Source organism: uncultured Sanguibacteroides sp. (genome assembly GCF_900543425.1).
Taxonomy (GTDB): Bacteria; Bacteroidota; Bacteroidia; order Bacteroidales; family Marinifilaceae; genus Gabonibacter.
The window spans coordinates 25,379-52,062 of the sequence record NZ_UQRQ01000007.1; the positions used below are offsets into that span (position 1 = coordinate 25,379).

The following is a 26,684-nucleotide window of genomic DNA, read 5'->3' on the forward strand; positions in this document are numbered from 1 at the left end:
ACTACTCGGAGAGGTTTTTATATCATCTTTATCATTCACAGTATTTTCCTTTAAGGACAATAATATTTGTTATTGTAATTACGGCTATCCCTGGTTTTGTCATAACCTGCAATACTGTGAATCATCAGGAAATCTTAAAAAGAACATTTAAGCACAGTATAGATCATGAAAACAGAATATATATGGGAAATAAAGGTTAAAAATACTCCTACCTTAAAAAGAAAATGTAATCACTGTAATTCTAACAGGTTTTATTGCAGCGACAAATTCAGAATGAATTCTCAGAAAAAAAATATTGATGTATGGCTAATTTATAGATGTACAAAATGCGACAGTACATACAACTTAACCATATTATCACGTTCAAAACCCGAACTAATAAAAAAAGATTTGTTTCTCAAATTTTTGGAAAACAATGAAGCCATAGCCTGGGAATATGCTTTTTCTCCCGAAACAGGAAGAAAAAATAGTGTCGAATTGGATTACAGTAGTGTCGAATACGAAATAGTACATGATATTATTTCGATAAACGACATTTTAAATTCCGACAATGAGTTTATAACATTTAAAATTCGAAATCATTTCGAGTTCGGACTAAAATTATCTTCTGTTGTCAGATTTTGCTTAGGTTTATCGGCCAATCAATTAAACCGGATGATTGAAACAAAAGCAATTTTCACTCCCGAAAATTATTCGCTAAAAAAACATAAAGTCAAAAACGGAGATATTGTACTGGTAAGCAGAGAGAAGTTAGAAGACCTATATACAACAGAATGATACCGGAAATTGACTGAAAAACGAATACATGAACGATTAACATCCTTATCAGGTTAATAAGTCATTGCGAAGGAAACGACTTCTGTGTATTTAAAGTTTGTAGAAGGATACACAAAGCTTTATTTATAGGGGACAACCGTATAAATAGAGATTGCCAACTCATCTGCTACTTCCTGGTATTTTCAGCCCTCGAGAAAACATTTCCTGAACACGACCTTTGTTTGTTCAGGTAATTCAATCATATACTATCATTAAACATAAATTTTGTATATATAAATAAACAATTAGTACACATAACAACTATTTTGTCCATTAAACAAGCCAATATAGTTGTATATTTGAAATAACATTCCTATATTCGTATATAATAGATTAAAATTATAATCCATGAAAAAGTATATATTAATATGTATGGCATTCGTATTCTTTTCCTGTTCTGAAGAGAAACAGAAAATAGTAGAACGTTACGCTTTCCAAGAGATTGGTAAAGATATTGGCGATGAATACAAGGATATTGTAAAAGACTTAAAATCACGTTACGCACCAGAAGAACTATCAAAATCTTCAGAGATTATTAGTAGCAGCCCAACCAGAAAATTTATTAGCGAACTCGAACAATATAAGCTCTCCGCCCTCTCGTATTACAAATTTGACGCAAAAAAGTTTTACGATAATCCCTCTGAAGAAAATTTGTTAAAATGTATGATCCCATTAAACAAACTGAATATCATAACAGAACGTGATGGAATTACGAAAGCCCGAATGCTTATTGAAAAAGTACACGGGACATGGGAACTCAATCAACTAACTCCCACGTACGGAAAAACGATTTCGTGGTTATGCGATTCTTTATACAAAGCCGGAACAAAACATTGTAAAATATTCGTACATGGAAGTACACGAGAATTTGTAACCTTTGAAAAACAAGGGAAACCATTGTATTTCAAAATCACAGGAGAACCGATTTCCGCAGAACGTTTGTGTGAATACTTTGTAGAACAATATAAACGTGCGCAAGAACAACAAAAATACATAGAAGAACATCCCGAATTATTTGATGCTCCAACTCCTCAAAACAATAAAGCACTCTAAATAATTCATTGCATAAATGAAGCTGTCTCTCGAAAAAGAGGTAGCTTCTTTTATCTTTCAAATCAAAACAATCAATTCGTTTCTATCATCATCAAATCTGTCATACAAAAAACAAATCATTTACATCTGAAAATAATACATTAACTTTCATATTAACATCCAACGATTATAGATAATAACTTCTTTTTTATTCCATGACTATCTTCTTTTACTACCTCAAATAACATTTAAAGAAACCTATTTCAGAATCGATAACAAGCTGCCTGTCTAAAAATAAGTTACCATGCTCACAAGATAGCTCAGGCAGAAGAGTACACGAATGACAGGCTGCAAGATTTAACTGAGCAATCCCTTGCCCTTCACTTTCATAACATATTGGATCAAGAGAGCAGTTTCTGGCCCGATTCAATGCACTATCCAAAATCTCTTGCATATCAACTAAATCATTACACAATTTTGACAAACCACCTAAATAACCGTTAGTTCCATCATAAGCTGAAATCAAAAAACCGTACATAGTATCACTAACATATAACCGTTCCTGCATCGAAGACATCGGATAACCGCAAATATATTCCAACTCTCTCATCAACAAATGAGCCAAAGTATGTATTAATATTTTCCGCGGAGACAAATTTTCAGCTTCTATTTGATGAAATTTCCAATCAGATCTTTTACCATGTTCAATAATAATATTAACACGGTCTATAACTTCTTTTTTCTTTTCCCAATCTGTTAATTTTTTTATATCTAAAACAAATAATATACCTTCACCATAACTTTCTATAGCAGGTAAAATATAAGTATTAAAACTATTTTTCGATAAAGATTGTCTTTTAACATTATAGCTTTTAATATATTCTTCATCCCCAACCAATACACTGTCTACATCAATAGGTTCATTACGAGTAAAAGAGGTCTGTACCGTCACTTTCTTTAATTTATCAATCTTAACCAAATATTTAAAACCACTCAATTTATTTTCAACATTGATTAATCGAAACCTAATCTTCCGATCATCAGGCTGTTTCTTCATTAAAAAATATTCGTATTCTGTCTGACGATAAAGAATTTCAGGAATAAAAGTATTCTTCGGCTGTTCAATATATTGCATTGATAATTCTCTTGGAACCTCGTAATCAAGCCACATATCTTCAATAATTTTCTTAACAGCTTTACCTTTTTCAAGCCATTTATCAATCAACAAGCAATTATCGGATGATATACACATAATTTGCTGTTCAGGAATCCAAAGGCTACTTAACGTATTCGCATAATATACACTATTACTCGATTTTATCTTTACCGTAGCTTTCTCATCACAAGTTTCTTTTATAAATGTACCCTCCTGAGAACCCAACCAATATTTTTTCCCACCACACTTTTGTTGGAATCCAAAAATACCTTTCAAGGACTCACTTTTACCACATTTTTTACATTTTATTCGAATACCCGATAAATCAGTATTTTCATTACTTATTTCATAATATAGCTCCTGCTCTTCACAGCATTTAGTATAGTTTAAGAATATTGTAAATAAATTATCATCTTCTTCTCTATCAACCTTATCTACGTTTGCATCCTCTACATTTCGATTTTTACGATTATTCCAAAAGTTCCAAGGTAAATCCTGAATATGACCATTAGGACAAGTCATAACAAAACGCACCTGCTCCAAATATTCTTTTTTACATTCCGGATTAAAACATTGCAAATTAAAATCTTCCCCTTGAGTCCCCCAACGTCTTTTCCAATCAGAATAATGCATAAAACGTTTACAATGTGGACAATAAAACCATTTCGGAAAGTAATTCGCCTGTGGTTTCACATTACCTCCAATCTCTGTAGGAATACTCACTAATTGTTTCAATAATGGAAATCTTGTTTTTAACCTATTCAACAATCGATCATCAGTAATGATATACTTACTTAGTTCTTTATCATAATAATTCGGATATTGCCAATTATCAAATGTTTCTATAATTATAGAACTATTCACAGTATCAATCAAAGAGCCAATGCCTCCATAATTTGATATGAATTTACTTCTACTATGCTTTACTTCTTCTTTCATAACTTACTGCTTTTTAACAACAACAATGGCACTTGGCTCCACATTACGCATTGATTGCATAGCCACCCTAATATCATCCTCTGATTGTTTTTCCTGAATAGGAATTAATAAATTTTTTTTCTTTTCAGTTTCCCTATTTCCACCATAGAAAAACAATCCATGCTCCGGACTCGCATCAATTTTATATAACCAATCCTGTATCAAATTATTTATTTTTTGGAATACAATACTCTTATCCTCCTCATTTATAAACAAATGATCATTAAACATACCCTTTAAACCTGCTACAAATCCAGCTTTTATATCTTCCATTTGCAAAGCGTCAGCCATATTATTGACTGAAAATCCCATTTTATGGCGAAAATATGTCACCATCAAAGTAAACAGCATTTTATCTAAAGCATTCTCTGCAAATGGTGTCACACTTAAAGGTTCTACTTGTTTATAAAACGTTTTATGAAACGATATAAAATCTTCAAAATAAGACAGATCTCTAGTATTATTGGGATCTAGAAGCGTACAAACAATCCCCTCTCTCTGACGAGCGACTCGACTACTTGCCTGAATATACTCAGCCGTATTAGGAGGCATTCCATTTATTAACATAACATTCAGTCGTCCTATATCCAATCCAACACTTATCATATTCGTAGCCAACACCAAATCAAATGCCTGATGTTCAGCCAAATTCCCATCAAAAGCAACAGAAAGTTTATCCAAGTTTCTTTTTATTTGTTCGTTAGGAATTCTACTAGTTAACTCTAAATTGCGATAAGATAATTTGTTATAGTTATAATTATAAGGCACCTGATTCATTAAATATCTCACTTGTAATTGTTTGATTTCAGGTATCAATTCAGAAGCAATCTTATTTGAAAACCTGCCTATATTCTTTAAGCTTTTAAAATACGATAAGATTGTCCAGAATTGGTCTACTTCTACTTTATTCAAATCATTTTGCCATATTTCCAAACGAGCAAATATCAAAGCCGCATTTAACCGAAGATTAGCCATTGTGAAAGTTTTTCCTGTAGGTAAAATACCCACATACCGACGTTTACTATTTTCCTGTGTCTTCGAAAAAAAGGAATCATCGGCACTAGTTATATTTTGCGGAAAAATTCGCACAGATTTACCATACAAGCCAGCAATTTGCTTATCTACATTTTTAATAGTCGCAGTGGAAGCAATTAATTTCGGAGCTTGAGTGGGTGTTGTACATAAATTCAATACTACATTTTCAAAAAGTCCAACCATACTTCCTAATGGACCATTCAATAAATGCAATTCATCCTGAATGATTAATTCGGGTTTTCTATTTTTCCCATGATTAAATAAAGTAGTTGCCTCACCTTTCCAAGCCAATTGGGCAAATTTATCTACGGTTGCAAATAACATTGTAGGTGGATCACTATAAATATCTTCATCAATTAAAACTATCGGAAATCCACCTTTTCGTTCCGAAAAACTACATTCCGGATTAAGGCAATAGGCTGTCAATCTATTATGTAATATTCTATGTCCAATTACACCATTTGCTTTTGCCTCCATCCGTCCAATCACCTTCGTATTGCACCATTGACAATTAGATACCTGAAAGGGATTAATCACAGCTTGCTTTTTATTTAATCTATCCTGTACTTTAGTAAGTAAAACTGTAGCTTTCTTTATATTATTCGGAATAGTCGAATCACCGACCCAGAAGCCAATAGTAATCTTATCCGAACCTAAATCAGTATGACTCTGACGGATAAATTCACAAGCTAAAATTAACTTAGTCGCCCTTTCAAATTGCTGCGCAGAAAGCAACCGTAGCGTATAACGGACAATAACATTTACTCCTCCATAATTTTTTGGATATTGTAATCTTCTCCAAAAAATCAAAAATGCAGAAACAGCCAAATAAGCCTCTGTTTTACCTCCACCAGTCGGAAAATATAATAAGTCTACAAGTTCTCTGTCTTTTGTATTCTCTTCTATAAAAGAAGGAAGGCATTGCAATATAAATGCCAACTGAAAAGGTCTCCAAGCTGGGATTTTATTGAGATCAGGATATTGAATATGAGCATAATCTTCATAAGAATAGTCAAAAAAATCATGCTGCTCAAATGGCTCATAACCATCTCTTTTTTTACTGAAGTATATTTCATTTCGAAACATCTGCAAATAGATCGCCGCATTAGCCAACTGAAAAGCACGCATTGCATTATTGTTAGAATTCAGCAACTCTATACCCCGATTCATCCGCTCTTTTATCTGAACACATTTTTCACCATTCCTTAAAGCCCATTCATTTCCATTGGCATTAAATTGTTCGTTAGCTATCCATTTTTCATAAGCTACAGAAAGCGATTTTAAATTTTCAATAATTTGTGTTTTATTATTATTAAATGAAGATAATTCTTTAATAACTAACACATCTTTTGAAATATCTTCAATATCTGTACTTTGGCTTTTTACGTTATATTGTGGCAAAAATGAAGAAGAAATCCAAGTCGGATGAGATTCATCTTTCTCACAGTTTTCCCATACACAAGAAGTATTATGCCCAACACCATAGGCCATTTTATTTCGATAAAGATAATCCAACATTTTATCTTCGGTAGATTTGTACAGGATATCCTTATAATTGTTAAAAGATTTAAGAAATGGTGTATCTATCCTAATATTAACTTGAAACAGACAAAGTTGATTCATAATTTCCTTTGCCAGAGAAAACTTATCTTTGGGATACTGCAAAGTATTTTCAACAATAACTTTCAAAAAATACCTACTATCTTTAGGATATGCAACGACATGAAGCCACAAATTATCCTTTAACAAAATTTCATTTGCATTTATTTTACCTCGCCACCACTTCTCTGCAACATTGACATTTGCATCAGCTAATAAGCATTTATAATGTCTGTTTTCTGCTTTTAGTATATACTCAAGAGGAATCTTAAAAGTTAATTCATTATTTATTCTTTTATATTTATCTTTAAAAAAAAGTTTAGAGAGAGTTTTATACAACTGACTATTCCGATGCTCCTCCCACAATTGATATTGACATTCAGTTCTCGCTTTCTTTTCACTTTTTGTCAATTCTTTAGACAATCTCAATAGTTTACGATCACAATCATAATCAACAAATTTATCCAATCCAAACCGAGATAACAAGTCAATATCATCTCCATCATAACTTAAAGCTACTTCCCCACTTTTTGCTTTCTTATAACATCCAAAAGATACACTAACATTAATTTCGGAACATTCTTTTGAGACAACAAACGAAATGCCATATTGAGAAGGAAAAAATGTATTGGAAACATATTGTACTTCTTCCTTTTCATCTTCAGCAGCATTCTGATATATACATTCCTCTTGTTTAAAAAAATCATCTGTTTCGTTTATAATAGCACTATCCTCCTTAGTATCTTCCACTTCGTTGATATCATCCTCTTCTGAAATATTATTATTTCCATTCTTTGTATATTGCTTAGGATACAATATACCAGAAAAATATCTTTGTAACGGTTTACCTTCTATTATTTCATCAGAATAATTCACTTTATCTCCACATTCAAAAATATCAGATCCAGGACCAATCAACTCTTTGGTTATTCTGGTAATTAACATTTCTCTATTAGCATTCATATATTCTCTCTTTTATTTCAGTAATAATAGATAATGGCATTTTTTCCTCTATAAACCTTGCTAAAGTTTCAATCGAAAAATTGCGCTTAATCAGTATGTCTCCAAGTGTTCTCTCCTGTAAGAATTGTTTTAACTCTTGTTTTATTCCTCGTCCCAAAGCAATTGTTGTACTGACATATAATCGTTTTGATTTTTTTATTTGCTCAAATCTATCTTCCTGTCCACCCAAGGTTAAAATAGCCCTTAAATCACTATTAAACATAGGGTACTGCCTATATCCTTTAAAATAAGTATCAACAGTATTGAACTGAACTTTCAATCCTCTCTTTTTCAATTCTCGATAAAGGATTTTCCTATCTTTATATTTTTGGTCTAATCTTCTTAAGATATCTAACCAAAAATTTGCATGTTCCAACACATTCCCATAAATATCTGGTTCACAATCAATAGCTGTCTGCAATAAATTCTCAGCTAACTCCCCTTTGGGATAAATCCGAATAACATCCCCAACATGTAATAAACGTGTTTTGATTAAATTTCCTTTATCATCAAAAACACTGTCATTACTATCTAATAATACAGATTTTCCGTTTGCAAATCTCAATTCATACTGTATTTTATCTTCAAGTTCATCCAACAGCAAATCACTCTCATTCAAATATCCATCATATGCAGTCTGTGAACGTTCATCCAAACGTCTAATAATAGATTCCAATGTAGAGTTAACAAGTATAGGTGCTCTATTCACTGGCACATAATTAATACCACACAAACGATAACGATTTTCACTACTAATTTCCTTTTCAAGCACAGAGATATATGTATAAAACTGTTTTTCGTACAAATTTACTTCTGCTTCATAAAGAATTAAAAATACATCACAGGACAGATTATAAAGAAAATTAAAATCCTTCAGACCATTAAACGTATAAAAATATAATTTATTATTTTCATTCAATTCCCCTGTTTTTATTTTCGACTTAATTTCTTTTAAGGTATATACTCGCTTAATTCCATTATTTTCTAAATATTCACAATCGTTCTGATCTGCATTAACAATAGAATTATGATCCAATATCAATTTACGAATTCTATCTATTTTAAATAGATTATCTCTCAAATAAATAATTACTTCTTCTAAAACCTGCTTTGGATTATTATTAGCCAAATATTCCAAAGAATACCCGCCTTCATTCTGCTCCAAATCCTTATTATTTTTCAAACGCAAAAGAAGATAATCAAAATCTTGTTTTTTCACAAAATTTAATGCTAAACGCAAAAAATAGCCATAACTATTTAATATTATCGGAATATTTAAATTCCGAACCCATGCCATTTTTTCTTCAAAACGCACAAGCAATATCTCAAGCTCTGAATCAGATATTCTTATTAACTTAATCATAAACGTTTTAATAAATCTATTTCTTCTCTCTTCCAATTCCATGAACAAATTCCATTCAACTTTGAAATTAAGGAAGCATTTGTTAGAACAATTAATTTAAAATGATAAACCATCTGATCCTGAATAATTTGTGAAATAGAAGCCAAATCGGCATCACAGACAAGTATTGTATCAATCTTAATTTTTTGTAACAAAAGTTGTTCATAACATACCCTATAATTAGGTGTAAAATATGCGATACAATCTTCAAAAACAGGTATCGATTTTTTTATATTAATCTTTCCATTTTGTGAATTAGGCAAATAAACTGATGGTATACAAGATTTTTCTTCGACATGATCCCAAGCTGACTTCGCAATAAGAACAATTTTTTGCGTAAAATGCATAGGAACAAACTTAAAAACTTTAAACCAATCACTTTTATTTTTAAAATAATCTCTATATGTTTTAATTGGTCGTAAGTTTCTATTCTGTACATTCAAATAGTTCCGATACAAAGCATTTTCATCAGTAACAGAAATAGACAGCTCTTTCTTTCTATCTCGAAGTATTATTTTTTCATTACTTTTAGATTCGAGTTCAAAATTATATCCTTTATATCCTGTCTTATGTTTCCATTTACTCCCAATAATAATTGGAGGAAAATCCGCATATTTCTGATATATCAACGTCGATAACTCTCTATACAACAAACTAATTAAATCATATAAGATAACGTTATTACCTGGAATATTAATATGAACGCCTTGTCTTTCAAAATTTCTCCATATCAAAGCAAATGAAATCGAAACAATATTTCTATCATTTACAATACTTTTCAGAGGTTTTGCATACTCCAATAAACTTCGATAATATAATATATTCAAATTTTCAATCATATATTCTTATTATCATTATTTATAATACTAGTAATATTTTTGATAAAATAATATTCATATATCGCTACTAAAAATAACTTATATTTTCTAATATTCACCAAATAGATAATACAAATATATAAATATTATTCAAACAAACTACTATTACATAACACAGACAACACTCTTATCTTATCAAAATATGTACTCCAAACACTTCATTCAACTAAACTAACACTTTAATATCAATAAATTAAAGAATTTCATCAAAGGAGTAAATGATAATCACGAATTGCAAATAACACAATTGCACATTTTTCTCTTTTAACAATAAATTAGTGGGAATACTATCAACTTATACTTTTCATTTCTCATGACAACGACTCCATTTACCATCAATCATAAATTTCGTAGACATAAATGGATTGTCCGTATACATGATTATTATTCAATCTGTTATACAAACAATAATAGTTGCATATTAAAAAAATCTTTCTATATTTGCATAGAATGATTAAAAATTACAGATTATGAAACGCCTTATTATCTTATTTGTGATTCAAATATTATTCTGGGGTTCCTTGTCGGCACAAAGGATAACAGAATTTTCGGAATATGATTTTTTGTTTGAAAAAAGACCATTTGGCAGATTATTTTCAGATACCCTAAAAAAACCAAATCTCGATAACGCATTTACTTTAAGCAATCCATTCCAATCAGATCCGAAAAAAAAGATTTTGACCAGAAACGATTCGATCTATTTCAAAAAACTACCTCTTAAAGAACTGAATTCAAAGAGGGATGGGTTATCCAACGTTGATTTCAAATACACATTACCTGCAAAACCCTTGTTTTATATCTCGTTATGGGATTATTCCCCCAAACCCATGCTGGATAAAAGATCTCTTTTCTATAACCCACTTGAAAGAAAATCGAGAGATTCACAAGACTTACGATACTTATGGTCCGGAGATATTACCCACTTTAGAGAAACCGGTTATTCCGGTAATTATCCCGGCCAACAAAAACCGGTGTATAAAATTTATTTCGTAAGAAACGGAAAAAAAATCAAAGGGTTTGGAATCGAATTGTTAGATGACGACCGCTAACACGTAAATCAGTCATAAAAAACCAAATCGAAATGTAAACGATTTGGTTTCCAGAGTTTTGTGATCCAGCTGGGATTCGAACCCAGGACCCCAACATTAAAAGTGTTGTGCTCTACCAACTGAGCTACTGAATCATCAATTGTTTTTCACAATTGCGGTGCAAAGGTATATATTTTTGCATGTCACACAAATTTATTTTTATTTATTTTCCTGACTTTTTTATCCCCACCCCTGAAGGTAAACATTAAGTAGTTGATAGACAAAAACTCCACGAACCGATAGCTCTGCTCTTGGATATTTCAAAAAAATATCATAACTTATAACCATTTATAAGATTATAACAAACATGCCGTTCAGATCGTCAGAGAAAAAAGGAATTATCGTGTTATCTTTTCTGTTAACGGGATTCTTCGTACTTCCTCTTTTAACGGAGGAAGATGAAACTCCTTTTTTTCTGCTTACACAAGCCGAAATCCCCGATACGGTAGTATACACCTCTACTCGCTTAACCTCCCCGGCAAAACGGTTTGAATTAAATTCGGTCGACAGTATTTCTTTAACCAAGATAAAAGGCATCGGCCCCTACTATGCCTCGAAAATATTAAAATACAGAAAACGTCTCGGAGGCTTTCATTCTCCCTTACAGTTGAAAGAAATTTCCTTCAAATACCTTTCTATTGACTCTCTATTGGACCGTTTCTACGCCGATTCCAAATACATTATAAAAAAAGAGATGGACACCATGAGTTTTAAAAGCATATTAAGCCATCCTTATTTGGAATACGAGGAGGTTCAACTAATCTTCAAAGCCAAGAAAGAGTGGGGAACGATCAGTTATTCCCTATTGGAACAGAAAAAAGTATTAGCTCCACACAAACTCAAAAAGATAAAACCTTACTTCAAATAATTTACATAACTTTGTAGGGGTTCATTATTTATTAGAAACATAAAAGCAACTAAATATGAAAAAAGTATTTATTATTATCCTTAGCATTTTTATACTGATCCTTATCGCCTTGATAACGATCCCGGTATTCTTTAAAAGCGATATTCTACGACTTATAGAAGAACAATCCTCAAAGTATATCAAAGCCGACCTAAAAATCGGAGATGTCAATTTAAGTATGTTTAAAAATTTTCCGGATTTAAGCGTAACGCTAACAGATGTCATGTTATCTGAAAACCGGGAAGCGGCAAAAGATACCTTAATTCGTATTCCCGAATTTGAAGCATCTGTCAATCTAAAATCCCTTATTTCGGGAAATGAGATCATCATCAACCATATTCTATTAAAAGATTGCCGTTTGATGCCCCAAGTAACGGCTTCAGGCCGGGCGAACTGGGACATTATGATCGCATCGGACAGCACGGAAACCGTTACACCACAAGACAGTAGCCAGACAAAAACGGAATCTTCCGGCCAATCGATCCGATTCAACAATATCGAGATTCGGGATCTTTACTTAGGCTATAAAGATTTCCAGTCATCCACCTATGTCAATATCGATAAAATCAACCTGAAATTGCAAGGAAATCTTTCCGAAACAAATACGCTTCTGCAAATTTTACTCGATCTGAAAAATATCTATTTCCGTCAGGGCAACAGCGTATGGGTCAACAACACGAATTTCAACTGGCAAGCCGATATCGAAGCCAACCTAAAAGAGATGCTGTTCCATATTAAGAAAAACGATATGTCGTTGAACGATCTGAAACTGGATTTGACAGGTAATGTAGGAATCGGAAAAGAAAAATACGATATGGATCTGAAGCTAAACGCTCCCGACACCAAATTTGAAAGCCTTTTGGCTATGGTGCCGAAAGAATTCCAAAAAGAGATCGAGGGAGTAAAAACTTCCGGAGGTTTTCAACTTAACGTCACGGCAAAAGGAGAATACTATGAAAACCATCTTCCGCAATTCGATATCCAATTCAATATATTGGATGCCAGTCTAAAATATCCGGAACTTCCCGAATCCATAGAGAAAATTAATCTTAAGCTAAGCGTTACCAATCCGGGAGGAGCATCCTCTCTAACGGTTGCCGATTTGCGCACCTTATCTTTTTCCGTGGCAAACAATCCGTTCAATATGAACTTGCTGGTTTCGAACCCGGAAGATCCCACCTTAAAAGGAGAAGCCAAAGGAGTCATTAATTTCGAAAGCCTGAAAAAAGCCCTTCCCATGAAAGACATTACCCTTAACGGTATACTTTCCGTGGACATGGCATTTAACGGCAAATACCAATACATCGAAAAAGAACAATACGAAAAATTTTCCGCCACCGGAAAAATCTCGTTGAAAGACGTCCTGTTCAAAAACAGCGATTTCCCCAAAGGCATCGCTATCCCTTCCGGAGACTTAACCGTAACTCCCGCCCGCTTGAATTTGAAAAATCTATTGATTCAAATCAATTCATCCGATCTCACCCTGGAAGGATACGTGGCCAACTATCTACCTTATATATTTAAGAATCAAACGTTAAAAGGAAATTTCAACTTAAACTCGAAATTACTGAATTTAAACGAGTTGATGGCGAATATGCCCACAGATACCATACAAGCACAAACAGATAGCGCTTCTTCCTCGTCCGGCGGAGTATTTGAAGTTCCTAAAAATATCCAATTGGGCTTGAATACCAATGTTAAAACCCTATTGTTTGACCGACTGACGGTTAAAAATATTAACGGTAATGTACAAACAGCAGGAGGTGTTGCCACGCTTAAAAACCTCGGCATGGATATGTTGGAAGGGAAAATGCTTATGAACGGATCTTACAACACGGCAAATCCGGCTAAACCATCTGTAGATTTTAACCTCCGGATAGATGATTTCGACATCAATGCCGCTTACCACGCGTTTACCTTTATCAAGCAAAGTATTCCCATGGCAATGAATTGTTCCGGTAAAATCTCTACCGTAATGAAATTCTCCGCCAATTTAGATCAGGAGATGAGCCCAATTATGAACACGGTAAACGGAGGAGGAAGTCTTTCCACGGCCGGCTTCTTGATTAAAGACAATCCGGCAATGGCTAAATTAGCCACTTTATTAAAAAATGACGAGTTAAGTCGAATCAGCATCAGCAAGTTGAAAATAGATTTTAAACTGGATCACGGAAATATTATCATCGAACCCTTCACCACCAATTTGGCAGGAAACCCAACGACGATATCCGGTTCACAGACCGTAAACGGAGAGATGGATTACACTCTATCCATGAATATCGACCGGAAGTATTTCGGAAAAGACATCAACAATGTACTCTCTGCACTCCCGGGATCAGGCAATATCAAAGCGCTAGATGTAGACATAAAAATTGAAGGAACCCTTGATAAACCCATCGTGAAACCAGACTTAACAAAAGCAATAAAAGCCGTAGAAAAAGAAGCGGGCAATGAGGTTAAAAAAAATATACTGAAAGGACTTGATAAACTTTTCAAAAAGAAATAAGGTTATGTAATCATCAATAGAATAAGGCTACTTGTAAAGTAGCCTTATTTTATTGATCGAAACCCGGACGACAAAAATTTCGGGCATCCGGAAAACGACGTTCCAAATCCCGTAGCATTTGCTCCAGAACGACTAAAATACGCTTTATATCCTGTTGAAAATAAGGTACTTTATTTTTCAATACAGACCAAGCTTGATAAGAAATTTCAATAGCCAACAAGGCTACTTTAGCAGAACCGTTATAATCGTTTTCTTCCTGTTTGGCATTGATCTTGTCCGCGTATATATGGAATCCATACAAGGCCCGCTTCATTTTCGCGTGGATCAAATCCAGGTACCAGCTGATTTCCACTAATGCTTCATCGATCTCCTTGGTCTTTATCCCGTTTCCTTTCTCCTCCTCTTCATCCAATTTCTGATATATACTCTCTTGGCATTTATCAGCAAGGGCCTCGTATATCCGATTACAGCAGATCATATCTTCTCTTTCCACCCTCTTGGTTACCTCTTCATCGTCATCGTCCAAACCCTCATAATCTTCACCCCAGAACCCCTTATCGATATTTTCTGCACGATATATATCCTCGATTGCGATTCCCTTCTCCTCGGCTAACTCCCGCAACACCTCGTAGGTTGAATCAAAGATACTCTTCAAGCGGGAAAGGGCAACATCATCGTCCTCCGGCAACTCCTCGTCAAAATCGACCTTAGCCCTTTCTTTCAATTTTTTCCCCATCGTGAAACTCATGCAACGGGATTGGAATTTGCAGCGTTCACACCAACGATCGCAATAGTTGTATATACCGGGAACAAAGCCAGTATTCACGATATTATTTTCTTTTTTCTTAGGCACGCTTTCTAACCTTAGCCGATTAATTTTTTATAACGTATACGTTTAGGAGTAACATCTCCCAAACGTTTCTTTTTATTTTCCTCGTATTCGGAGTAACTCCCTTCAAAATACACCACTTTAGAATCACCCTCGAAAGCCAGGATATGAGTTGCGATTCGATCCAGAAACCAACGGTCATGGGAAACCACAACCGCACAACCGGCAAAACTTTCCAAACCTTCTTCTAATGCTCGCAACGTGTTCACATCTATATCATTGGTAGGCTCATCCAATAATAGAACGTTAGCCTCCTCTTTCAATGCCAAAGCCAAATGCAAACGATTTCGTTCTCCCCCGGACAGAATTCCACACTTTTTCTCTTGATCGGAACCTGAAAAATTAAATTTAGAAACATACGCCCGCGCGTTTATTTCACGGCCACCCACGGTTATCAGGTCGTTTCCTCCTGAAACAATCTGATACACGGTCTTTTCCGGATCAATTGAAGCATGTTGTTGATCGACATAGCCGATCTTCACCGTCGGTCCCACCTCAAATGTTCCGGCATCCGCCTTTTCCAATCCCATAATCATCCTGAAAAGAGTCGTTTTCCCCGCTCCATTCGGTCCAATAACCCCGACGATTCCGGCCGGAGGCAACTGGAATTCCAAATCCTCAAAGAGTAATCTATCGCCAAAACCCTTCGATACGTGTTCCGCCTCAATAACCTTATTTCCGAGGCGAGGACCATTCGGTATAAAAATCTCCAATTGTTCCTCTTTCTCCTTTACGTCTTCCTCCATCATTCGGTCGTAAGCCTTCAAACGAGCCTTACTTTTTGCCTGACGGGCTTTCGGCGACATTCTCACCCACTCCAATTCTCTTTCCAGCGTCTTTCTTCGTTTACTTGCCTGCTTCTCCTCCAGTTCCAAACGTTTAGCTTTCTGTTCCAGCCAAGAGGAATAATTTCCTTCCCAAGGTATTCCTTCCCCCCGATCCAACTCTAAAATCCATCCCGCCACATTATCTAAAAAATAACGGTCGTGAGTTACACAAATCACCGTACCGGAATATTGATGTAAATGTTGTTCCAGCCACTCGACAGACTCCGCATCCAAATGGTTCGTAGGCTCATCCAGCAATAAAATATCGGGTTCTCTCAGCAATAACCTGCAAAGTGCAACCCGACGACGTTCTCCTCCAGACAAATTCTTTACCAAAGCATCCGGCTCCGGACAACGAAGAGCATCCATGGCCCGCTCCAATTTCTGATCAATTTCCCACCCCCCGTTATGCTCTATCAATTCGGTCAATTCTCCCTGACGAACCATTAATTTATCCATCTCGTCGTCATTCATCGGTTCACAGAACTTTAAGTTCACCTCTTCATACTCCTTCAACAGATCCATCACTTCTTGAACTCCTTCTTCCACCACCTCTTTCACCGTTTTCGTATCATCTAACAACGGTTCCTGGGGAAGATAACCGATTGAATGCTCTTTGGACCAGACAACCTTACCTTCATAATTAGAATCCAATCCGGCAATAATCTTTAATAAAGTTGATTTACCAGATCCATTCAGCCCGATTACTCCAATTTTCGCCCCATAAAAAAAAGAAAGATATATATCTTTTATTATCTTTCGTTGCGGAGGAATGGTCTTACTTACCCCCATCATTGAAAAAATAATTTTTTTATCGTCTGCCATATGTTTTTAACTTGTTCTATTATTATGTTTAAATTACACTTACAACTTATTCCTATCAAAATGAATACAAAGATAAGCCATATCCATCAATAAAAAAAATCACAATACTTAATAACACTAAGTAAAAATCATTTTATCCCCTTCAACGGCTTCAAACAAAAAAATAATTTACTTGTCCATCAGATATTTCATCCATATCCCTTTCATCCACTTTTCCTCTCCTTTTATTTCAATAATAAAAGAAACTCTGTTCCATTTTACATTTTTTACGAATTATCAAAATCATCAACAAATGTATTCGTCTATTTCGAATAAAAATTAAAAAAAGAAGAAAAACCGGAGGCAATATACCGGAAGAAGTTAACAAGTTTTCTCCACTGTCTTTCATTTTTCCTGAAATATAATAAAAACATATAGAAAGAATCGGATAACGGGGTCATATTTCTCTTTTCAATTTTCCCTTACAACACTAAATTTCATTACTTTTGCCAAAATGAAACGAATCGCCGGTATGATAAAAATAAAACAATTCATTTATTTATTGTGGGTTCTCGGTAGTACTTTCTGGTTTTCTTGCCAAACTCATTCGGAAAAATTAAGCTATGCCTTAAAATTAAGCGGAAAAAATCGGCAAGAATTAGAAAAAGTATTAAAGCATTATTCACAAGATCCAGCCGACAGTCTAAAACGAAAAGCAGCGGTCTTCCTTATTGAAAACATGCCTGGTCATTTCTCTTACAACGGACCTTACCTGAGAGAATTTAAGAGTATCGTCGATACGTTACCGGATTCCTATTGGCTAAAAAAAATCATCTTAATGCAACCCTATCGTTATAAAGAGTATAGAGAGCAACTACAAGAAGAAGAAGATGTCAAACACATCAAAGCCGACTATTTGATTCACAATATAGATATAGCCTTCAAGATGTTGAAAACCAAACCCTGGCTGGAATCTTTACCATTCGAAGATTTTTGTGAATACCTATTACCCTATCGTATCGATAACGAGACTCTTGACAGTTGGAAGGACTCGATTATTCCTATCTACGAAAATAAGATTACTGAAAAAACAACTTATTGTGACGATCAGAAATACTCCGCATTTCAATTGGCAAAGGAAGCATCCATAGAATTTTATAATAGCGAACAAGCCTCTTCCGATATGATTGCCGGCATTCCTTACCAAAAATACGAATGCATTAATGACAGCCGATTGCGTGCAATAGCAACCCGAAACGTGGGAATTCCCTGTACCATTGATTTCGTTCCGGCCTGGGCCGATATGAACGGGTATCACTATTGGATGGTCGTTGTCGATCCCAAATACAGAACTCTCTCCTCGTATCAGATAGAAGGAAAAACAGCGCCGAAAGTATACCGGAAAACTTTTTCTATCAACGAAATCCCATATGACCCGAAAGGAGAGAATTTTATTCCCGAGTTTTTCAGAGATCCCTTTAATAAAGATGTGACAGACGTATACCTCAACACTTCCGACGTCAAGGTGAATCTTCTGTTCCCCCCTTCCCGCCGTGTCAAATACGCCTATATTGCCATGTTTAACGATTTGACTTTAAAAATCGTGGGATGGGGAAAAATCGCACACGATCAGGTAGAATTTTTCAAACTGGGACGAGGTATTGTTTATTTCCCGGTCTATTTCTCGGGCAATCAGTTAATGAATGGAAACTATCCTTTTATTTTAAAAACTAACGGAAAAACCGAGTTTTTGATTCCGGATACCACCCAACATCAAAAAATCAGAATTACCAGAAAATTCCCCGTTGTCAGTTATAAAACCGTATACGGGGAGTTATTAAAAGGGAATTGTTTCAGTGCATCCAATACTCTTTCATTTAAAGATTCGGTATTTATCCACAAAATTACCGAAAACCCATATATGCATTATACTACATTTAAGGTGGATACCAATTTAAAGTATCGATATTGGAAAATAAGCAACACACATTACTCTCATATAGCGGAACTTGTATTTCGTGATGTGAAAGGTAAATCTTTGTCCTGGAAAATTATTCCTCAGGACAACAATCGTCAGGAAGAACATTTAAGCGATAACGACCCGCTAACCTATACTTACATGCATAGAAATCTTCTTCTGGATTTCGGCGAACCGGTACAGATCTCTTCCATTGGCTATCTTTCCCCAAACGATGGTAACGGAATACATCCCGGTGATGAGTACGAATTATTCTTTTACGGTCATAACGGTTGGCACTCCTTGGGCAGGAAAATAGCAGACGATTACTACATCGAGTACGACTCCGTCCCATCCGGAGCCTTGTTTTGGTTAAGAAATCACTCGACAGGGCGGGAAGAGCGTCCTTTTACCTACCAAAACGGAGAAATACGCTTCTGGTAATCTCCTGCTTACGAGATATCCGGAAACCTTCCATCATCTTTTTACAGAACTTTCGATACTCTAATTTTTATAATCCCGATAAAATCGTTATTTTAGTCTATCATTAGAACGAGGAAACCATGATCGAGACAATTAATCATTTTCTGGAAGAGCATTCCATCGACAAAAATGCCGGTTTTATCATTGCGGTAAGCGGAGGAGCAGATTCCATAGCCTTGCTGCATGCCTTTAAGTATTTAAATCTTAAAATATTGGCATTGCATTGCAATTTCAATCTGCGGGGAAGAGAATCCAATATGGACGAACAATTCGTCAAGCGATTTTGTGACACTTACGGAATTCCTCATAGCGTCAAGAAATTCGATACGCTCTCCCACGCCAAGAGCAAAGGTATAAGTATCGAAATGGCTGCCCGAGAATTACGATACAATTGGTTTGAAGAAGTCCGGCAGAAAAAAAACATGGATTACATCGTGGTAGGACACCATGCCGACGATTTGGCCGAAACTATTTTTATTAATTTCTGCCGGGGAACCGGCATCAAGGGACTCACCGGAATCCGTCCGATAAACGGAAGGATATTACGTCCTCTATTAGACCGTTCTAAAAATGAAATCATCGATTACATTACCCTCAACAAGTTAGGATATCGTGTAGACTCCACGAATAACACGCTGGATTACGTACGAAACAAAATTCGTCACCTCATTATTCCGGTATGCAAAGACATCAATCCCTCTTTTTTAAAAACCGTACAGGAAAACTGTCAGGCAATGCGGGAAGTCGAACAAATCTATCTATACGGCATAAAACAGTTGAAACAACAAATCGTATCCGAAGAAAACGGTGAGATGCTAATCCATATCCAGCAGACATTGGACTCACCCGCCCCCTATACCTTATTATATGAAATTCTAAAACCCTACGGATTTAATACCACCCAGGTAAAAGATATATTAGAAAGTAACGATTCTATTCCCGGAAAGCAATTTCAAGCGGAGGAATACTTATTGACCAAAGGACGCACTTACTGGAGGTTATTTAATATCCTTGAAAAAGAAGATGAACATACTTTAATGGCCGACAATGGGACCTATCATTTAAACAACGTTACTTTTACTTTGGACGAAATGGAGATCTCTTCCGAATTTGAAATACCCAAAGAAAACCACGTCGCTTGTTTCGATCTGGATAAAATCAGTTATCCCCTTATCGTACGCCATTGGTCGACAGGAGATTGGTTTTGTCCGTTAGGAATGAAAAGAAGTAAAAAGAAATTGAGCGATCTATTTATTGATTTAAAATTTAGTGCAAAACAGAAAAAAGAGTGCCTTATCATCCAATCCGGAAAAGACATTATCTGGGTCGTTGGGCATCGCTTGGACGATCGTTATAAAATTACACCCGGCACCAAAAAGGCTTTAATGATACAGGTCTCATCTAAGACACAAGAATAAAAAAGCGAAAAATTAAAAAAGAGGCCTTAGCCTCTTTTTAACACACTAACAATAAATTTACTACACTTATAAAAGCAAAAAACATTTCTTAGATTGCGATGGCAAAGATAGTCATTTAAAACGTTTGCGCAAATTTTTTTAAGAAAAAAAACGTTCGCGTATAACAATTCAAAAACTTCTTTGTTTTTCATTTTTTTATCCATACTTTTGTATGAAAATAAGAGAATAATAAGAATAATAATATCATTATTAACCGATTAATATAATTAGAGATGTCAAAGATTAAAGTTGGTATTAACGGATTCGGACGTATTGGTCGTTTGGTTTTCCGTGCAGCTATGGGTAGAAACGATATTGAAATCGTAGGGATTAATGACCTTATCGACGTGGAGTACATGGCGTATATGCTTAGATACGATACCATGCACGGACGTTTTAATGGAACGATCGAAGTGAAAGACGGCAAATTAGTTGTAAACGGACAAGCGATTCGCGTTACGGCTGAAAAAGACCCAGCTAATTTAAAATGGAATGAGGTAGGAGCTGAATATGTTGTTGAATCTACCGGATTATTCTTGACAAAAGAAAAAGCCGAAGCTCATTTAAAAGCCGGAGCAAAACGTGTTGTCATGTCAGCACCCTCAAAAGACGATACCCCTATGTTCGTTATGGGTGTAAATAACAAATCTTATACCGGACAAACTATCGTATCCAATGCTTCTTGTACCACCAATTGCTTGGCTCCGTTAGCAAAAGTAATTCATGACAAATTTGGTATTGTTGAAGGTTTGATGACTACCGTGCATGCTACTACAGCAACTCAAAAGACGGTTGACGGTCCTTCTGCAAAGGATTGGAGAGGTGGACGCGCTGCAGCCGGTAATATTATTCCATCCTCTACGGGAGCAGCCAAAGCCGTGGGTAAAGTAATCCCCGAATTAAACGGTAAGTTGACGGGTATGGCATTCCGGGTTCCGACACTTGATGTTTCTGTCGTAGATTTAACTTGCCGTTTGGAAAAACCGGCTACATACGATGAAATCAAGGCTGCCATGAAAGAAGCCTCTGAAAACGAATTAAAAGGAATCTTGGGATACACGGAAGAAGACGTAGTTTCATCCGATTTCTTAGGAGACGCCCGTACGTCCATTTTTGATGCAAAAGCAGGTATCGCATTGAATTCAAACTTTGTTAAACTCGTTTCTTGGTATGACAACGAATGGGGATACTCCAACAAAGTAATCGAATTGATCGCTCACATGGCGACTGTAAAATAAATACGGAAAGAGTCGGTTATAAACCGGCTCTTTTTTTTCAACCATTCTTTTTCATTCCCGTATAGTAAGGAAAGTAACAATATATATTCTATGGATATCAACAAGGAAAAAAGACCCTATCATTTGGGATTAGTTTTAAGCGGAGGAGGAGCAAGAGGTTTTGCACATTTAGGAGTATACAAGGCCATGCAAGAATTAGGGATCAAACCTGATATTATTTCCGGTACCAGCGCCGGAGCTATTGCCGGAGCCATGATTGCCTCCGGGCACACAGCAGAAGAGTCGCTTTCATTCTTTCTGGGAACAAAGATGTTAGACTTTGCCCGTCCCGTTGTCTCTAAAATGGGAGTTATGATGATGGGTGGAATGGAGAAGCGGTTATCCGAATTCATTCAAGTAGAAACCTTCGATCAATTACAAATTCCTCTGGTTGTCACGGCAACCAACATGAACCTGGGTATTCCCGCTCACTTTAACAGCGGCAAGGTTATTCCGTCGGTCGTGGCTTCCTCATCTGTTCCGATCGTATTCGTACCTATGGTTATTGATAATCAACAATACGTGGACGGTGGTGTTTTTATGAATTTACCAGTACGTCCGATCCGTGATTTATGTGATATCATTATCGGAGTCCATATCGACCCGGTTGAACCCAGTAATCATATTAAGAATTTGGTACATCTCGCGGAACGCTCTTTCCACATGGGAATTCTTTCCAATATGAATATTGATGCTAAAAGTTGTGACATTCTGATTATGCCTAAGCACATTAGCCGATACAGTATGTTTGACCTGAATAATACGGAAAAGATTTTCGATGAAGGCTATAAGGAAGCTATGATTGTATTTAAACGCCCTAAAATAATGACAACTTTAGGACTAAACTGATGGAATAATCAGTCGTATCTGTTTTAAACCGAAAAGTAAATATTATTTTTGTCGGAAACTTAATTCATACTAATGACACTCATCGACAACACTTTTCGGAATATACTGCAATCACTCGGAATTACGGCTTTAAACGAAATGCAAAACCAAGCGATTGAAGCCCAGCAAAATAATAGAGATATTCTTTTACTATCCCCTACCGGCTCCGGAAAAACATTAGCTTTTTTGCTTCCCCTTTTAGAAAGATTGTCAACCGACAAAAAAGAGATCCAAGCATTGGTTCTTACCCCCTCCCGGGAACTGGCTCTTCAAATTGAATCCGTATTTCGATCTCTAAAAAGTCTCCATCGGGTCGTATGTTGCTATGGCGGACATGATATTCAAGTTGAAGAGAGAAGTCTCGCCTACCCCCCGGCCTTACTCATAGGTACTCCCGGCCGACTATTAGACCATATCGATCGGAAAAATATTGATTTAAAAGAGGTGCATACAATTATTCTGGACGAATTTGATAAATCGCTTGAATTCGGATTTCTCGAAGAGATGAGAGAAATATTCGCCTGTTTACACGGGATTCAAAAGCGGATTCTCACTTCTGCCACCTCAGCCATTGAAATCCCTGTATTTGTCGGGATGGAATCACCTCACACCATTAACTTTTTAAAAGAAACACCTTCCGGCAAATTAGAAATAAAAACCGTCTACTCAGAGGAAACAGACAAACTTACCACCCTATATCAATTGTTAGGAGAATTAAACGGAGCTCCGACCCTTATTTTTTGTAATTACAGAGAACACGCCGAACGGATCAGCTCCTACCTCCGGGAACAGGAGGTGGAAAGTGAATTTTTTCACGGCGGATTGGAACAAACGGAAAGAGAAAGAGTTCTATGCAAATTCCGAAACGGAAGTACAGCAATTTTAATTTCAACCGATTTAGCAGCAAGAGGTCTCGATATACCTGAAATACAATATATTATCCATTACCATCTGCCAGAAACAGAAGAGGCTTTCATTCATCGTAATGGCCGTACTGCCAGGATGAAAGCTTCAGGAACTGCCTTTATACTTCTGGAGGAATCAGAAACATGTCCGGCATATCTCCCGGAAATTCCGGAGGTTTTCCGTTTATCCGGCACAAATAAGATTCCCCCTAAACCGAAATGGGATACCTTATACATCGGAAAAGGCAAAAAAGACAAATTGAGTAAAATGGATATAGTCGGCTTTCTCTGTCAAAAAGGAAATTTACAAAAAGAGGAAATCGGACATATCGAGGTAAAAGATTTTCATGCTTTTGTGGCCATTAAACGCGAAAAGATAAGAAAAACACTAGCCCTTATCCGGAAAGAAAAAATCAAAAACATGAAAACCAAATTCGCTATCTCCTTTTAAAAGCCATATCCGAAACAAGCGAAGTTAAAGGATTCGGAAATTAAGAAATTTTGTAATTAAGGGATTGAGGGATTCTGGGATTGAGAAGATTGACGATTTCGGATTTTAGATCAATGATTTTAAAATGGCAGGAGCAGAAATTAATCGTAAATCAAAAATTCAATTTAAAATTTGCGATTAATTGAAGGGGAAGGGATAAAAACGAAGGGGTATCAATAGTGAACGGCGAGTGTCGGGTTCGGTTTTCGGAACGGCCACCCGACGGATTGTCCGAGCAAAGCGAGTCCCGGAGGGTAGTGAACGAAAATTGACTACACGACCGACGGAAACGTCTTTACCCCGAAGAATTATCCCTTGCGATTATAGATTAAAAGAATTAAGGGATTGAAAAGATTGACGATTTCGGATTTTAGATCGATGATTTTAAAATAGCAGGAGCAGAAATTAATCGTAAATCCTAAATCCAAAATTAATCTCAGACCTTATTACTCTCTTTTCAAAAAATAAAAACTGGAGTCCGGTCAATGAACTCCAGTTTTATTATGTAAGAATAATTCCAATCACAGGTTATCGTATGTACTCTTGCATTTCATCAATCAGACGGTGATTCCCAGCCATGATAGCAATTCCCCGGTCTTCCCGAAAAGATCGGATTTCTCCTCCGGCCTCTTGTACGATAAGCTCCCCGGCACATACATCCCAAGCATGTAGTCCCAATTCCCAATAGGCATCCAAAAATCCGGCAGCCACGCAACACAAATCATAGGCAGCTGATCCCATACGCCGGAGTCCCCGGATGTGTGGCAGAATACGGGATACGTTAGCTGCATTGTTATCCGGATTCACGTCCTTATCATAGGGAAATCCGGTTCCCAACACACTATGCAACAAATCCTTTTTATCAGATACCCGAATCGATTTTCCGTTCAGTATAGCTCCTTCTCCCCGAACCGCCGTATACATCTCATCCAAATAGGGAGCATATACGACACCGATCAACGGTTCTTTCCGATAGGTTAATCCGATAGAGACCGTAAACACGGGCAATCCCTGACTATAATTGTTCGTTCCGTCCAGAGGATCGACAACCCATAAATAATCACTATGTGCATCGTGTTCCCCGCTCTCCTCGCCCAATACACTATGATCCGGAAAATACGTTTTTATCTGTTCCAACAAAAAAGCTTCACATAACTTATCCACCTTCGTCACCACATCGAAAACATTCGATTTGGTTTCAATACCCAAATTGTTCGTTCGGAAATAAGAATACTGTATCTTTCCGACCTCTTTAGCCCATTTGACAGCAAGTTCCAGCGTATTTTTCAAATCCGGATCCATTTCTTTACTCTTTTACTTTTTAGCAATTTTCTCTTTGATTTCCAACCGATAAATAATGGTTGAATAAGGAGGAATTCCTCTAAAAAGTTTATTTTCATAAGCCATACCGTAAGGCACAATAATATCGGCTTTATCACCGGCCCTCAATAGCGGGAAACTTAACTTCAAGCCATCGATTAAATCGCTTACAAGCCATTTCACCGGTTTATTTCCATCGATTTTTATAATTTGTCTTAAGTTATCTCTATCTCTCACCTCATCCAAAAGATAAGCCGCACATACGACACTAACGCTATCTTTTGCTTCAATGTATTCTCCTTCTGAAGCTAATGTCGTCCGAACAATATAGGTTGTCGTATCGCCACTCTTCACATCCAGAATATTTTCCTGGGGAATAGTCGAATAAACTTCATCCATATACCGTTTGATCATTCCTTTTTCATAGGAGAACAGATCTTTTCCCACGACTTTCTCCACCTTCATATCATACAAATGAGTGATTCCGTTACTATACATCACCGGAGAAGGAATAAGTAAATTTCCTTTTTTACCTTCACCGATATAACCGGCTAACAAACCTACAAAATTACCGTCTCCGACCTGACAATACACCGGTCCTCCATAAGGAAAAGTAGCTGTAAATCCACCACCTACGCCTGCGGCCTTAGCCGGGTCTGTCGTATCAAAAATATACCCGTTCAAGTTCGTCAAATCATAGTTAATCAATACCCACTCTTTATCTTGCGCTACCGTTCCGGTTTGATCGTTATTGAAAACATACATGTCCGCAATATGTTCGTTTTGTGCGGATACAGGTATTTTTATTATCTCAGTCTCGGCATTCTTATCAAGATAAGCTTCGATATTCTTTTGTTCCTGAGCAAGAACCTTTTTGATATCAATCGTATCTATATCATCCGAACAGCCTGCAAATATTCCCGTCAGCAAGCCTAATCCCCAAATTAAATTGTTTCTTTTCATTTCCGTTTTTTTTAGTTGTTATTAA

General features: G+C 36.1%; 17 protein-coding genes and 1 tRNA gene. 9 read left to right on the forward strand and 9 right to left on the reverse strand.

Going from position 1 to position 26,684, the window contains the following annotated elements; all coding sequences use genetic code 11:
- The first annotated feature begins 165 nt into the window (after positions 1–165).
- Both QZR76_RS05185 and QZR76_RS05190 read left to right on the forward strand, forming a co-directional pair.
- A complete protein-coding gene (locus QZR76_RS05185) occupies positions 166–777 on the forward strand; it encodes a DUF1062 domain-containing protein (protein ID WP_294141023.1) in 612 nt (203 codons plus the stop codon).
- A 387-nt stretch (positions 778–1,164) separates the two neighbouring features.
- A complete protein-coding gene (locus tag QZR76_RS05190; protein ID WP_294141025.1) occupies positions 1,165–1,869 on the forward strand; it encodes a hypothetical protein in 705 nt (234 codons plus the stop codon).
- A 211-nt stretch (positions 1,870–2,080) separates the two neighbouring features.
- Here the strand turns inward: QZR76_RS05190 and QZR76_RS05195 are convergent, their stop codons facing one another.
- The 5 genes from QZR76_RS05195 to QZR76_RS05215 all read right to left on the reverse strand — a co-directional run bounded on the left by QZR76_RS05195 (position 2,081) and on the right by QZR76_RS05215 (position 11,081).
- Positions 2,081–3,943, reverse strand: a complete 1,863-nt coding sequence (locus QZR76_RS05195; protein ID WP_294141026.1) for a DUF1998 domain-containing protein — start codon at positions 3,941–3,943, stop codon at positions 2,081–2,083.
- Positions 3,944–3,946: 3 nt separating this feature from the next.
- On the reverse strand, positions 3,947–7,579 hold the full coding sequence (locus QZR76_RS05200) for a helicase-related protein (RefSeq protein ID WP_294141028.1): 3,633 nt from the start codon (positions 7,577–7,579) through the stop codon (positions 3,947–3,949).
- A complete protein-coding gene (locus tag QZR76_RS05205) occupies positions 7,569–9,023 on the reverse strand; it encodes a hypothetical protein (RefSeq protein ID WP_294141030.1) in 1,455 nt (484 codons plus the stop codon). Before QZR76_RS05205 ends, QZR76_RS05200 begins: the two co-directional genes overlap by 11 nt.
- Positions 8,978–9,859: a hypothetical protein gene (locus tag QZR76_RS05210; protein ID WP_294141031.1), complete on the reverse strand. Its 882-nt coding sequence runs from the start codon at positions 9,857–9,859 to the stop codon at positions 8,978–8,980. The genes QZR76_RS05205 and QZR76_RS05210 overlap by 46 nt, the downstream gene beginning before the upstream one ends.
- A 1,149-nt stretch (positions 9,860–11,008) precedes the next feature.
- Positions 11,009–11,081: transfer RNA gene (locus QZR76_RS05215), tRNA-Lys, on the reverse strand.
- Positions 11,082–11,293: 212 nt separating this feature from the next.
- On the opposite strand from QZR76_RS05215, the gene QZR76_RS05220 reads away from it, so the two are divergent.
- Together QZR76_RS05220 and QZR76_RS05225 are read left to right on the forward strand one after the other, a co-directional pair.
- Positions 11,294–11,854 carry a helix-hairpin-helix domain-containing protein gene (locus tag QZR76_RS05220; RefSeq protein WP_294141033.1) on the forward strand — a complete coding sequence of 187 codons (561 nt, stop codon included), beginning with the start codon at positions 11,294–11,296 and terminating at the stop codon, positions 11,852–11,854.
- Between the two features lie 55 nt (positions 11,855–11,909).
- Positions 11,910–14,399: an AsmA-like C-terminal region-containing protein gene (locus tag QZR76_RS05225; RefSeq protein WP_294141035.1), complete on the forward strand. Its 2,490-nt coding sequence runs from the start codon at positions 11,910–11,912 to the stop codon at positions 14,397–14,399.
- 49 nt (positions 14,400–14,448) lie between these two features.
- Here QZR76_RS05225 and QZR76_RS05230 read toward each other — a convergent pair whose 3' ends face one another.
- Both QZR76_RS05230 and ettA read right to left on the reverse strand, forming a co-directional pair.
- Positions 14,449–15,252 carry a hypothetical protein gene (locus QZR76_RS05230; RefSeq protein WP_294141037.1) on the reverse strand — a complete coding sequence of 268 codons (804 nt, stop codon included), beginning with the start codon at positions 15,250–15,252 and terminating at the stop codon, positions 14,449–14,451.
- Between the two features lie 11 nt (positions 15,253–15,263).
- Positions 15,264–16,940, reverse strand: a complete 1,677-nt coding sequence (gene ettA / locus QZR76_RS05235; RefSeq protein ID WP_294141039.1) for an energy-dependent translational throttle protein EttA — start codon at positions 16,938–16,940, stop codon at positions 15,264–15,266.
- A 511-nt stretch (positions 16,941–17,451) separates the two neighbouring features.
- Between ettA and QZR76_RS05240 the strand changes: the two genes are divergently transcribed.
- The 5 genes from QZR76_RS05240 (at position 17,452) to QZR76_RS05260 (ending at position 24,337) form a co-directional block, all read left to right on the forward strand.
- A complete protein-coding gene (locus QZR76_RS05240) occupies positions 17,452–19,320 on the forward strand; it encodes a hypothetical protein (protein ID WP_294141041.1) in 1,869 nt (622 codons plus the stop codon).
- Positions 19,321–19,439: 119 nt separating this feature from the next.
- Positions 19,440–20,777, forward strand: coding sequence for a tRNA lysidine(34) synthetase TilS (gene tilS, locus QZR76_RS05245; RefSeq protein ID WP_294141042.1), 1,338 nt, complete (start codon positions 19,440–19,442; stop codon positions 20,775–20,777).
- Between the two features lie 272 nt (positions 20,778–21,049).
- On the forward strand, positions 21,050–22,054 hold the full coding sequence (gene gap / locus QZR76_RS05250; protein WP_294141043.1) for a type I glyceraldehyde-3-phosphate dehydrogenase: 1,005 nt from the start codon (positions 21,050–21,052) through the stop codon (positions 22,052–22,054).
- A gap of 90 nt (positions 22,055–22,144) precedes the next feature.
- A complete protein-coding gene (locus QZR76_RS05255) occupies positions 22,145–22,942 on the forward strand; it encodes a patatin-like phospholipase family protein (RefSeq protein WP_294141044.1) in 798 nt (265 codons plus the stop codon).
- Positions 22,943–23,014: 72 nt separating this feature from the next.
- Entirely contained in the window at positions 23,015–24,337 is a 1,323-nt protein-coding gene (locus tag QZR76_RS05260; protein ID WP_294141046.1) for a DEAD/DEAH box helicase, read from the forward strand.
- A 567-nt stretch (positions 24,338–24,904) separates the two neighbouring features.
- Here the strand turns inward: QZR76_RS05260 and QZR76_RS05265 are convergent.
- On the reverse strand, positions 24,905–25,678 hold the full coding sequence (locus QZR76_RS05265) for an inositol monophosphatase family protein (protein ID WP_294141048.1): 774 nt from the start codon (positions 25,676–25,678) through the stop codon (positions 24,905–24,907).
- 12 nt (positions 25,679–25,690) lie between these two features.
- Positions 25,691–26,659, reverse strand: a complete 969-nt coding sequence (locus QZR76_RS05270; protein WP_294141050.1) for an FKBP-type peptidyl-prolyl cis-trans isomerase — start codon at positions 26,657–26,659, stop codon at positions 25,691–25,693.
- Positions 26,660–26,684 lie beyond the last annotated feature (25 nt).